The sequence below is a fragment of the Iocasia fonsfrigidae genome, from assembly GCF_017751145.1.
GTDB classification, from domain to species: domain Bacteria; phylum Bacillota; class Halanaerobiia; order Halanaerobiales; family DTU029; genus Iocasia; species Iocasia fonsfrigidae.
The window spans coordinates 3,178,474-3,191,126 of record NZ_CP046640.1; the positions used below are offsets into that span (position 1 = coordinate 3,178,474).

The 12,653-nt window shown below is 34.9% G+C and carries 10 protein-coding genes; all 10 read right to left on the bottom strand.

Going from position 1 to position 12,653, the window contains the following annotated elements:
* Positions 1 to 20 precede the first annotated feature (20 nt).
* A complete protein-coding gene (locus GM661_RS15190; protein ID WP_230869813.1) occupies positions 21 to 584 on the bottom strand; it encodes an anthranilate synthase component II in 564 nt (187 codons plus the stop codon).
* Positions 575 to 2,062, bottom strand: a complete 1,488-nt coding sequence (trpE, locus tag GM661_RS15195; RefSeq protein WP_230867599.1) for an anthranilate synthase component I — start codon at positions 2,060 to 2,062, stop codon at positions 575 to 577. Before trpE ends, GM661_RS15190 begins: the two co-directional genes overlap by 10 nt.
* Positions 2,063 to 2,390: 328 nt before the next feature.
* Positions 2,391 to 4,352: a glycoside hydrolase family 127 protein gene (locus GM661_RS15200; protein WP_230867600.1), complete on the bottom strand. Its 1,962-nt coding sequence runs from the start codon at positions 4,350 to 4,352 to the stop codon at positions 2,391 to 2,393.
* Positions 4,353 to 4,470: 118 nt separating this feature from the next.
* Complete coding sequence (locus tag GM661_RS15205; protein ID WP_230867601.1) at positions 4,471 to 5,298, bottom strand: carbohydrate ABC transporter permease; 828 nt, start codon at positions 5,296 to 5,298, stop codon at positions 4,471 to 4,473.
* A gap of 14 nt (positions 5,299 to 5,312) precedes the next feature.
* A complete protein-coding gene (locus GM661_RS15210) occupies positions 5,313 to 6,197 on the bottom strand; it encodes a carbohydrate ABC transporter permease (protein WP_230867602.1) in 885 nt (294 codons plus the stop codon).
* A gap of 67 nt (positions 6,198 to 6,264) precedes the next feature.
* On the bottom strand, positions 6,265 to 7,536 hold the full coding sequence (locus tag GM661_RS15215; protein WP_230867603.1) for an ABC transporter substrate-binding protein: 1,272 nt from the start codon (positions 7,534 to 7,536) through the stop codon (positions 6,265 to 6,267).
* Positions 7,537 to 7,631: 95 nt separating this feature from the next.
* The gene (locus GM661_RS15220; protein ID WP_230867604.1) at positions 7,632 to 8,744 is read right to left on the bottom strand and encodes a GntR family transcriptional regulator; all 1,113 of its coding nucleotides are present in this window, start codon (positions 8,742 to 8,744) and stop codon (positions 7,632 to 7,634) included.
* A 481-nt stretch (positions 8,745 to 9,225) separates the two neighbouring features.
* Positions 9,226 to 10,437 (bottom strand): cupin domain-containing protein, encoded by a 1,212-nt coding sequence (locus GM661_RS15225; RefSeq protein ID WP_230867605.1) that lies wholly within the window; start codon positions 10,435 to 10,437, stop codon positions 9,226 to 9,228.
* Between the two features lie 10 nt (positions 10,438 to 10,447).
* Complete coding sequence (locus GM661_RS15230) at positions 10,448 to 11,551, bottom strand: aldose 1-epimerase family protein (protein WP_230867606.1); 1,104 nt, start codon at positions 11,549 to 11,551, stop codon at positions 10,448 to 10,450.
* 139 nt (positions 11,552 to 11,690) lie between these two features.
* Positions 11,691 to 12,596 carry a sugar ABC transporter substrate-binding protein gene (locus GM661_RS15235; protein ID WP_230867607.1) on the bottom strand — a complete coding sequence of 302 codons (906 nt, stop codon included), beginning with the start codon at positions 12,594 to 12,596 and terminating at the stop codon, positions 11,691 to 11,693.
* Positions 12,597 to 12,653: the final 57 nt, after the last annotated feature.

A 12,653-nucleotide genomic window follows, 5' to 3' on the forward strand; every position in this document is an offset into this window, starting at 1 on the left:
CTCTTCTCATCTCCTTCTAGCTAATTTACTTGCAGGAAATTCTGCATAATCTTCTCTCCTACAGAGGTCATAATCGATTCAGGGTGAAATTGCAGGCCATATAACAGGGCAGCATTATCTTCAATCCCCATAATCAAACCATCTTCTGTGCTGGCTGTAATCTCAAACCTATCAGGTAGGCTATCCTGCTTGATAATTAATGAATGATAACGTGCTGCCTCAAAATCACCAAGGTCTTTAAGAATACCTTTTCCAGTATTGATTATTCTAGAGGTTTTACCATGACATAAGAATGGAGCCTTTTCTATTTCTGCCCCCAGAGCGGCAGCAATTGTTTGATGGCCCAAACAGATGCCGAGAATAGGTATCTTCCCTGAGAACACCTCAACCATCTTTAATGATATACCAGCTGATTCAGGTCTCCCCGGTCCAGGGGAAATAACAATCTTTTCCGGCTCTAAGGATTCTATCTCCTCCAAACTTATTTTATCATTGCGTTTAACAAGAATATCATCCCTGAATTCCCCTATTAGTTGAACCAGATTATAGGTAAAAGAATCGTAATTATCAATAATTAAGATAATATCCGACACCCCCTTTCTGCCAGTTCAATTGCTTTAATTAAGGCCTGGGCTTTATTAATAGTCTCCTGGTATTCTGCCTCAGGGTTAGAATCAGCTACAATACCGCCCCCAGCCTGGATAAAGGCCTTGCCACCTTTAATAACCATCGTCCTGATAGCAATACAACTGTCTAAATTACCTGAATAACCAAAATAGGCAATAGTTCCAGCATAGGGGCCACGGTTGGTCTTTTCCAGTTGATCAATTATCTCCATAGCCCTTATCTTGGGGGCACCGGAAACTGTTCCAGCAGGAAAACAGGCCTCCAGGGCTGAGTAAATATCCTCCCCCTCTTTTAATTCACCCTGCAGGTCAGATACCATATGCATTACATGTGAATAATACTCCACATCCATTAGTCTAGCTGCTTTCACAGAACCATAACGGCTTACTTTGCCAATATCATTCCTACCCAGGTCTACTAGCATAATATGTTCTGCCCTTTCCTTCTCATCTGCCAGAAGATCAAGGGATAACCTTTCATCTTCAGCAGAGTCACAACCCCTTTTTCTGGTACCAGCTATCGGTCTATTTTCGATCTTGTCATCCTTTACCCTGACCAGCAACTCTGGTGATGAACCTACTATCTGAAATTCAGCAAAATCAAAATAATACATATATGGGGAGGGGTTTATTCTCCTTAACTGCCGATAAATATTAAATGACGGTACCTTTACCGGAATTTCAAACCGCTGTGAGAGAACAACTTGGAAGATATCTCCTTCTTCAATATATTCCTTAGCCCTATAAACACTGTTTATATAATCATCTTTGCTGATATTTGATTTGATATTTTTCCCGATTTTTCTATTAATATCAGGTTCCTTATCTGTTTCAAATAATCTAGTCATATTTAATTTCTTACTTATATCTTCTATCTTGTTAACAGCCTCTTGATAATCTTCTTTCCCTCTATCTACTTTAATATTACTAACTATCTTAATACTGTGATATAAATGATCAAAAACTAAAACTGTATCAGAAATCATAAACATCATCTCAGGCATTTTCTGGTCATCTATAGCCTGTTGTGGTACCTCTTCAAAATACTTAATACAGTTATAACCTAGATAACCCACTGCCCCTCCATAAAAAGGTGGCAATCCACTTGTCTCTACTACTTTATAATCTGCCAAAATCTCCTTGAGGCTGAGTAGAGGGTTATCCGTCTGATAGTTTTCAATTATATTACCCTGACCATCCCTGATAATTAACTGCTGGTCTTTACAGGAAACGAGAGCATGACAGTTTAAACCCAAAAAGGAATACCTGCCAAATTCCCCGTGTTCAACACTTTCCAATAGATAGGAAGATTCCTCCTTTAGTTTTAGATAGGCAGTTATCGGTGTTTCTGTATCAGCCACTATTTCCTTATAAAGCGGAATTAAGTTACCCTTTCCCTGTAAGTCCATAAACTCTTCAAAAGACAGATTATACATAGGCTCACCCCTTATAATATTTGTTTGACTTATCCAGAGTCTACTATTGACAACAACAAAAAAGGCCCTTAGACCATGAGTCTAAAGACCTTAATATCCATAGAATAAGCATAGAAATAACTGTAAACAGGGGATACCCCTCTCAACTCAACTCTGCTATACTCTACTATTAAACCCTCTTCAACTCAACTCATCTAAGCTAATACTAACTCTATCTATACTATTATACATTTTTATATTGTATATTATGATATACTTTTTTTAATCTATTGTCAAGAAATTTATGCTGAAAACTTTTTATAATCTGCTATACCTTCCCTATTCTTAATTAATTCATCTTGTTTAGCCAGACCAACATTTCACCTGCTTGCCTGTTATTCCAGGAAAAATAAGGAACAGCAGTAATTTCAATCGGTTTATACCGCAGATTTTCAGTAGAATATAATCTACCAGACCAGGTAGATTCATCTAGTTTTATTGCCTGCCCCTTTATCATAGTTACTCCGCCCAGCAGATCACTCCTGTATACTGCTTTCAATTCTGTACTATCAGGCAGATAAATGGCCGGCAGATTACTTCCATTATCTACTTCTTCCAGACAATAAACAACAGGTCCTCTTTGAATAGCTACTTTTCCTATATTTTCACGCACCTGTGGGTTGGCAGATACCCTTTCAACAGGCATATTTAAACTTAGTTCTACTGTATCTCTAGCAGTCCAGCTGCGGTTTAAATAAACATAACCATTATCTATTAATTCTGTAATGTTTATTTTTTCCCCATTAACCTTTAACTGGGCTTTTTTACACCAGGAAGGAATCCTTAAAGCCAGAACAAAGTCGGGTTTTTTAGCCTTTAATATAGTAAGCTTTACATTCCCATCCCAGGGATAATTTGTCTCATGTTTTAAACTAATTTCATTATTATTTAATTCAAGGTCTACTGTACTATCAACATACAGGTTTACAAATACACTGTTTTGCTTATAAGAATATATATACTGCCCTATTGAAGCCAGTAAACGTGCAATATTTGGAGGACAGCAAGCACATCCAAACCACTTCTGCCGGACTGGTTTAACATGTTTATGATCATATCTTTGCTGACAGACCTCAGGCCTTACTTCCAAGGGGTTAACATAGAAGAACTTCTGCCCATCTTCAGATATCCCACTTAAGACTCCATTATAAAGGGCCCTCTCCATTATATCTATATATTCTGCTGCTGGATCAAGGTGAAACATTCTCTGGGCAAAAAACACAAGAGAAATAGCAGCACAGGTTTCAGTATAAGCGGTATCATTTGGCAGGTCATAATCAAAAGTAAAAGACTCTAAATGTCCACTGGAGCCGACTCCCCCTGTAATATACATCTGCTTTTTAGTGACATTATTCCAGAGTCTCTTACATGCTTCAAGTAGTTGTTTATCCCCTGTCTCCTTTGCCACATCTGCCATACCACAATACATATACATAGCTCTTACTGCATGCCCTACAGCAGTAGCCTGCTCCCTCACAGGTTTATGTGCCTGATAATATTCCCCATTTGCTATTTTCCTAAAATCCTTCCAATGACTGGTTTTCCCCCTCTTTTCCCACTCTATATCAAAATAACTAGGCTCCTGACCCCGTTCATCAATAAAATAATTAGCTAGTTCTTTATATTTGCTATCTCCAGTTATATTATATAATTTTATTAAAGCCAGTTCAATCTCCTGATGTCCAGGATATCCCTTTATTTTATCATCCTCTCTTCCAAATTTACTATCAATAAGATCAGTAAAACGAATCATAACATCAAGAAGTTTTCTTTTGCCTGTTGCCTGGTAATAAGCTACTGCTGCCTCTATCATGTGCCCGGCACAATATAATTCATGGCATTCAGCCAGATTAGTCCATTTATGATCAGGTTCTTTGATTGTATAATATGTATTTAAGTACCCATCAGGCTGTTGGGCCTTTTCTATCAAATCAATTACACTATCAGCCAGGTTTTCCAGTTCTTCATCATGGTTGGTAGTTAACTGATAAGCCACTGCTTCCAGCCATTTTGCCACATCACTATCCTGAAAAACCATCCCAAGAAACTCAGCTTCTGTTTCTCCAGCTGCTATTCTAAAGTTTTTAATAGCATTACTGGGGTCTGCATCGGCTATCTCATTATTTAATGCCTTCCACTGATAAGGAATCACTTCCTTTCTAACCAGTTCATTTTTTTTAGCTAATAAACCACATTCAATTTTTACATCTTTTAGTAATACCGCTTTTAAATAAGACTTATTTCCCGACATCTTTATTACCTCCTGTTATCTTAATTAATAGCAAATTAATTTTTAAAAAAACACACTCAATTACAAAATGGAAAGTCCAACTTTTAATTCTTTGACTGGATAAGTAAAATGGTCAATTCTAACCCTTCAGACCAGACAGTGTAACACCTCGCACAAAATATTCCTGAGCTAAAAAGAAAGCTATCAATATAGGCAATAAACTTACTACAGTAGCAGCCATTAAAACCGGCCAGTTAGTAGAATACAGACCTTGCATAGATGATAAACCAAGCGGTAAAGTCATTTTAGATATAGAATTAATAAATACAAGTGGACGGACAAAATCATTCCAACTACCCATAAGTGTGAATATTCCCAAAGTTGCAAGAGCTGGTTTTGATAACGGAAGGAAAATACGAAAATATATACCAAAAGGTGTACATCCATCAATTCTAGCTGCATCTTCAAGATCTTTAGGAATTGTAAGAAAAAATTGCCGCATTAAAAATGTACCAAAAGCAGAAACCAAATTAGGTATAATCAAAGATAAGTGGCTATCAACCCAACTAAATTCGCGCATTAGAAGAAATGTTGGTACCAGAAGAACATGAAAAGGTACTATTAGTGTCGCTAAATAAAGTGCAAATAAAGTATCTTTAAAAGGAAACCTAAGTCTAGCAAAAGCGAAACCTGCCATTGAACTGGTAAAGAGCTGAGCTAAAACTACTAATACTGAAATTTTTAAACTATTGAAAAAGAATGTTCCAAAAGGAAAACGATCTGATACCCTTAAATAATTTTGCCAAACAATTTTTTCTCCCAAAAAACTAGGAGGAAATATAAAAACTTCATTCAGTGTTTTTAAAGAAGTACTAATCATCCAGACAAATGGCAAAATCATTGTTAGACCACCAAGAGTAAGTATAATATAAAGTATAATACGTAAATATTGCTTTCTTTTCTCCATTAAATATACCTCCTTTAATAAACAACCCATTTATTGGAACGTTTAAGTTGAATAAGAGTAACTATAAAAACCAAAAAAAATAGAACATAGGCAATAGAACTGGCATAACCCATTCTATAATATTGAAAAGCATTTTGATAAAGATAATGCACCAGAACAGAAGTTGAGCGTGCAGGCCCCCCCTGAGTCATTATATATATTTGATCAAAAACCTGGAATGAATTAATAACAGACATTACAATTACAAAAAAAGTTGTTGGTGATAATAAAGGTATAGTTATATTCCTAAATTTAGAAAACCAATTAGCTCCATCAATTTCTGCTGCTTCATAATATGTTTCAGAAATTCCCTGTAATCCCGCTAGAAACAACAGCATATTAAAACCCAAACATTTCCAAATACTTGTAATCATAACAGCTGGCATTGCCCAAATAGTGCTACTTAACCAGCTAGGACCATTAATTCCTATTAAACTCAATAAGTAATTTAATAAACCAAACTGCGGATTATAAATCCACTGCCAGACCATTGCAACTGCAACCATTGATGAAATTACAGGCAAAAAATATACTGACCTAAATATCTTTAAACCTCTAATTTTTTGGTTTAACGCAATTGCTAAAAAAAGAGAAATCATAATCCCCACTGGTACTGTTACCACAGTAAAATAAATAGTATTCCAAAGCACTTTCCAGAAAACACTATCTGTCATAAGTTCTTTATAATTTCCAAGGCCAATCCAGTCCATTTCCCCTAGTAGATCCCATTCCAAAAAACTTATTCCAAACGAAGCAAGAACCGGCAGTAAAATAAAAATAATAAAACCTAATAAATTGGGTAATAAAAATATTGAGGCCCAAAATAAATCACTATATTTGATTCTTTCTAAGCATATCACAGTATTTCCTCCCTTTTTTAATCCCCAGGGTTTCCCCTGGGGATTATTAGAATAGATTTTATTTTAACTAGTTTTTAAGTAAAGGATTAACTCTTTCTACAATAGTTTCAGTAACTACTTCTACAGGTTGATCAGCAAACCATATTTTTTCTAATTCTTCCATAGTTAAAATATCCCATACTTTTCTGGGAACCTTAACATTAGGCTCTAATCTAGCATTTAAAATATAAGGTACTAAGTCCCTAAAGTTTTCTGGATGAACACCAGGAGTAAACCATTCTTCTATACCTTCCTCAGTATACATATCTTTTCTATTTGGCATCCAGAGACCAGATTTAACTAGATCTAATTGATATTCTGTAGAAGATAAGAACTTAGTAAATTTCCAGGCAATATCTTTATGTTTGGATCCTGTCCAAACACAATGCAGATGTGCCTGACCACATGTAATAGTATTTTCCAGCTTAGGTAATACAGCCATACCTACTGGGAAATCCATTGTAGCCAGTTCCTGTAAAGCCCAGGTACCATCAACAACCATTGCGACTCTGCCAGTCTGTAACATCTGAGCAGTGTTCATACCAGACTGTTCCAAGAAATTTCCTTCTGGAGCAACACTATGTATTTTTCGTAAATCAACTATCTTTTGTATAGCTTCCTGAGCTTTTGGTTGATTTACAAGAACTTCTGTATAGTCTTCATTAAAGACCTCTCCACCATTAGAAAAAACTGTGGTATACCAGAATTTTTGGAAACCAAAAACACCATACTGTTGAGTTCTTCCGCCTTCTTTTATAGTTAATTTTTTAGCAACATCTACAAATTCATTCCAGGTCCATGCTTCTTCAGGGTCAGCAGGTGGATATGGTACACCAGCTTTATCAAAAAGATCTTTGTTATAATATAAAACAGGTGAAACGGTACAACTACTTACACCATAAATACGACCATCAATTAACATCTTATCCTGAGCAAGTAGGATAAAAGAATCAATACCAATCTCGTCTTCAACTAAATCAGTAAGATCTAACAGTTCTCCTCTTGCAGCAACATCACGATAAGTATTTGACTCCAAGAAAAATACATCAGGTGCTGTACCCCCAGCCATCATAGTCAAAAGTTTAGATATATACTGTTCCTGAGCAACAGGAGTATATTCAACTTTCACCCCTTGATTTCTTTCCTCAAATACTTTAATACCATTTAATATAGACTGTGTCTCGAGAGGACTTGCCTCCCATCCCATAAACCTTATTGTAACCTCTTCTGCCATTACCATAACACTAAATAACAATAGACTAAATATTAATACAAATATGAATATTAAATTTTTTCTCATTTTAACTCCCCCCTATTTAATTAAAAAACCAAACCCAAAGTATACACAATATCTTACTCTATTAAATTCCACCTCCCTTTATAGTCACCATTTAGCTACAACTTTTTGACAGAATCCCTTACTTGTAAATCTGTTGAAATAGATATTTTACGATAATAATCCCTATTGTTATTTAACTGCTCAAAGATTAACTCTGTTGCCACTTCACCCATCCTAAACTTCCTTACTTTCATAGTAGTTAGAGAAGGTTTAATTTGACTAGCCATATCTATATCATCAAAACCAATAACAGATATATCATCTGGTACTAAAAGACCTGAATCCTTTATAGCATTAATTGCACCTATAGCCAATAAGTCTGATACAGCAAAAATTGCTGTCGGTCTATCCTTTAATTCAAGAAGATTTCCGGCCGCCTTATAACCATCTTCTAATCTCCATCCATATGAAATTATTTTTGAGTCATCAATTTTTATCCCTTCTTTATTAAGAGCCTCTAAATACCCATATTTGCGATATTTTGCTGAAAAACTAGTTGAAGCACCTCCAATAAATCCAATCTTCCTATGACCTAACTTAACTAAATAATCTATAACATCATAAGCACCTATAAAATTATTAATCTCAACAATATTAACTTTACTGCTGATCACAGATGGATTTATTAGTACTAGAGGTATATCTATTTCTAATAATATGTTTAGTAGTTTTTTACTATGTAGTTCTCCACAGATAATTCCATCTGCTTTCTTTATAATTTCGTCAATTATATCTTCATCTAAACTATTTTCATATAAATATTTGACAATACAATGATACTTTTTTTCGGTAACAGTTTTATCAATACCAGCCATTATTTTAGGATAGAATATATCATCACAAATTGTTGAGTCACTTACTTTCGGATCATGATGACTACATCGCAAAAAAATAATGTTACCGGTATTCTTTTTGCTTATTATCTTATGCTTATTTGTATTATTGTATTTTATATATGTACCCTTCCCAGGGCGCTTTATTAAAAAATTTTCCTCTACAAGTTCATCAATAGCCCTTCGAATTGTAGTACGACTCACATCATATATACTGCATAATTCCCGTTCTGATGGTATCCTGCCGTCAGATTCATATTTATCAGCAGCAATTTTATCTTTTATTTTATTTTTAATATCTTTATAAAAGAAATCTGATTCATTCCTAATTTCCATAAACATCACCCTTTTTATCAACAATTCATATCATTTTTCTAAGTAACCGGTAATTACCGGTTATTCTGTTTTTATTTTAACATTTTAAATAAATATTGTCAACAATAAATTTTATTTTCTAGCTATTTTAAATGTTCTGGCTGTTTTTTGTATTAACAAAGGTATTCCTTTAAAAAACCGAAGAACTATTTGCCGGTTTATAAGAAAATTAATAAATTTTTCTATAATTCTTTTATAGATAATTAAAAAATAGTTTGATTTTCATTCACACAGATTAATATCCCTTACAATTATTCTATAAATAATATAGGACTTAAATATACAAAAGGCCTTCAGACTATGAGTCTAAAGGCCTTAAAATAACCTTCTATTTGTCATTATTAAAATTTTTAATCTAAATATACCGACTACCCAATCTATCAGCAGCTACAATTATTTTAAAAAAATTCCACCTTAAGTAAGGTGAAGTTTTCTCTTGAAACTATTTACATGGTTCTTTAGGCATATCTGGATGATTAGGACCAAAGTGTTTTAAAATTACCATTGGTTCATGTGAGCTCTCATTACTAATCATAATACCTTCTTTAGCCTTCTTTTCACTAACAAAATACTCATCAGCACTAATCTGGCCATACCTAAGCATAATAGCTGCTTCAGCATCGTAAACCCCAAACTTTCCATGCCCTTGGATTATTACACAACCAAAAGCAACCTTATCCTTAACTAGTACTGTCTGTTTGGGTTGAATAGTTAATTCCTTAGCCCCAATATATTCGTTAGCATAAGAAATCCATTTCTCAATAAACTGTTTATTTGAATGGTCACAAACAACTGGAGGCCTAAAATATTTTTTCTTATAATTGATTCTAACATTTTCTTCCCAATCCATCAAACTCATGATATAATCAATATCTCTTTGCTTATCTTCAGGACAGTTTTCCACTAAAAACTCATAATCATAAACATCACCAGCAGTTATATTTTCAAAAACTGAATTAACATCACTATTCCACTGGGGCTCATATGTTAAAAGTGACCCAGGGGCATGCAATACTCCAGGTGGTGTATACCAGCCTGTTCCAAGTTGTAAACGGTAAGCCCTGGAAAGTTCTGTTATTCTGATATCACGTTCCTCATAATCTAATAATCTTGCTTTTACTTCATCAATACTAACATCAGGAGCAAAACCAAAATAGGAAACAGGGAAATTACCTAGATAATTATTTAATTGATATGGAAAATAATATGCCTCTGGTTTGCCAAGGGCCCCAACCCTACTAGCAGCAGTGTCATCAAGATGCAGGTGATGAAAAAGGGGAGTTTCAAAATCAAAAAACTTTGCAAACATGGGCCAGGTACCATATTCTTTCATTAATTCCTCACCAATCAAATCTTTACCAAGTTCTTCAACAGCATCTTTAAACAAAAATTTATCTTTGACATCATCAGTAGGAGCCACATAACTTAATCCTTCATCTTCAGCTGCCAATTCACCATTAATAGCAGGTGTTATCGAGGAAAACCAGCGTTCTTTGATAGCACCACGGGAAATACCTAATGAAAAATAATCATCAGGATGAAGGCACAACCTCTTACCTGGACGACCAAATCTACGTGGGATAAAATTTGGTATTAATCGTAATATCCCTTCTCCTTTTTCAAAAGTTTCATTAATCAAATTAGTTTTACTCATATAAATCCTCCTAAATTTCATTATAATTGCCTTTTATATCTTGGATTTCTCTAATTACTCCTTCAATCTCTTTTTGTGAAGATAGTACTCCTAATTCTAAATGATAATGTCTCTTTTCACCAGGTTGAAGAAACTTAAGACTACCATCTTTCCTAGCCTTATCCCTGCCTCCTACCCAGGCATTGGCTGGCTCTATTCCCATAACATAATGACCCTGTCCAGTCATTTTCCATTGTACAAGATTAGGTAATTCTTTTTTTGAATATGCAATATATAAACCTAAACCTTCTCCATTATTAAATTTGTGGTTAATTAATGCTACTTTGGTTGAACCACCAATTAATGATGATATTTCATGATAATATACTTTTTCTTCAAAACCAGCAATAGGTGCAGCTACTTTATGATAATCCCTTTGCCCTTTAGCAGATTCTTCATCCCGGGGCATATAAGAAATAGTTGGTGACAGAAATTCACTTTCTTTATCTAAAAGGGGAAATCCCATATTAAAATGATAAAGAATCATATGTTCAGTCTTTTCAAAACCCAGATTTTCAACAGTATCTTCTATAAAAATTTTACTTTCACCTAACTTAACGGATATTCTCCTTGTTAAGATAAGGTTTTCACCAAAAACTGTTGTTTCACGTATTTTCCCCTGAACCCATACCCAGTAATCATCACCATCCCACTTACTATCAACCCATACATTATCAGCTGGAATATAAGATACCCGTCCATGTAAGCCAAGTTTTTCACCATTATCTTCACAGGGAGCCCCCATATATGAAAGACCACAGGTGGTTAACAATCCTCCATAAAACCCCCTGAACCAACCCTGGCCTGCTGGTTCGTAATATGTTGAAGCCACTTCTTTTGTACTGGAAATCCAGGCCAGGGAATTCCCCTTAAAGTCCGCATTTCCAATACCCATACCCCTACCAGAAAGAACCACAAAAGATAAACCTGAACCATTATTTACTAATACTGCATCAACACCTGCCTGCTTACCACCAGATAATTTAACTGGTTTAGCATAACATAATTGGGAAATATCACCTACGCATTCTAAGATCTCTTTTCTAGTATATTGCTTTCCATATAATTCTACCATAACCCACCCCCATTCCAACAAAATCACTTAAATCTACATTTTATTTAATATTTTATTAGCTGCTCAATTGATTAAAATTTAAGAGAGGAGGATTAAACCCCTCCCCCCTCCAGATAAATCATTAAGTTAAAAAGTCAATTTATTCTACATTATCTCTGGTAATGAGTCTAACTGGTACATAGGTAACTTCTGGCAGTTCTTCTCCATTTAAGAAATTCACAGCTGCCTCTACACCCATTTCTCCCATTTTGTATGGCTGCTGAGCAACAGTACCAAAGAGTTTTCCTTCCTTAATAGACTCCAATGCATCTCCAGTTCCATCAAAACCAACAATTTTAACCTTATCTTCTAGTCTTGCTGCTCTTACTGCCTCATAAGCGCCAAGAGCCATTTCATCGTTTTCAGAAAAAACTACATCTATTTCTGGATGGGCCTGTAACATATTCTGCATAACTGTCATACCCATAGCACGTTGAGAATCAGCTGGTTGTTTGGCAACAATACTGATCCCCTTCTCGTTCATTACTTCTGTAAAACCTTCACCCCTTAAGGCCGGAATTTTATAACCTAACTGACATTGGATATGGGCAGCTTCTCCCTCTTCTTCAATTAAATCTGCAAGGTATTCACCAGCTATCCTGCCACCCTCAAGATTATCAGAGACAATAAATGTTTCGATCTCACCAGCATCAACACCAATATCTAAAACAAAAACAGGAATACCTGCTCTATTAGCAGCTTCAACCGAACTTACTGCTGCACCTGGATCCCAGGGAGATAATAATATGGCATCAACCTTTTTCTGAATTAAATCTTCAACATTAGATAATTCCCTACTCGAATCAGTTCTTGCATCCAATACTACAACATCAATACCAAGTTCATCGGCTTTATCCTTAACACCATCAGCAACTGTTACCCAATATTGATTACCTAAATCCTGAACTGCATATCCAAAAACTAATTCTTCAGCCATAGAAACTACAGACATTGAAAAAATTAGAGTCATTAGCATTACAGAAACAACAAATAATTTTTTGCCCACTTTGTATTCCTCCTTTGATTTTGTACTACAATTTATAATATTACAAGCTTTTCTTTT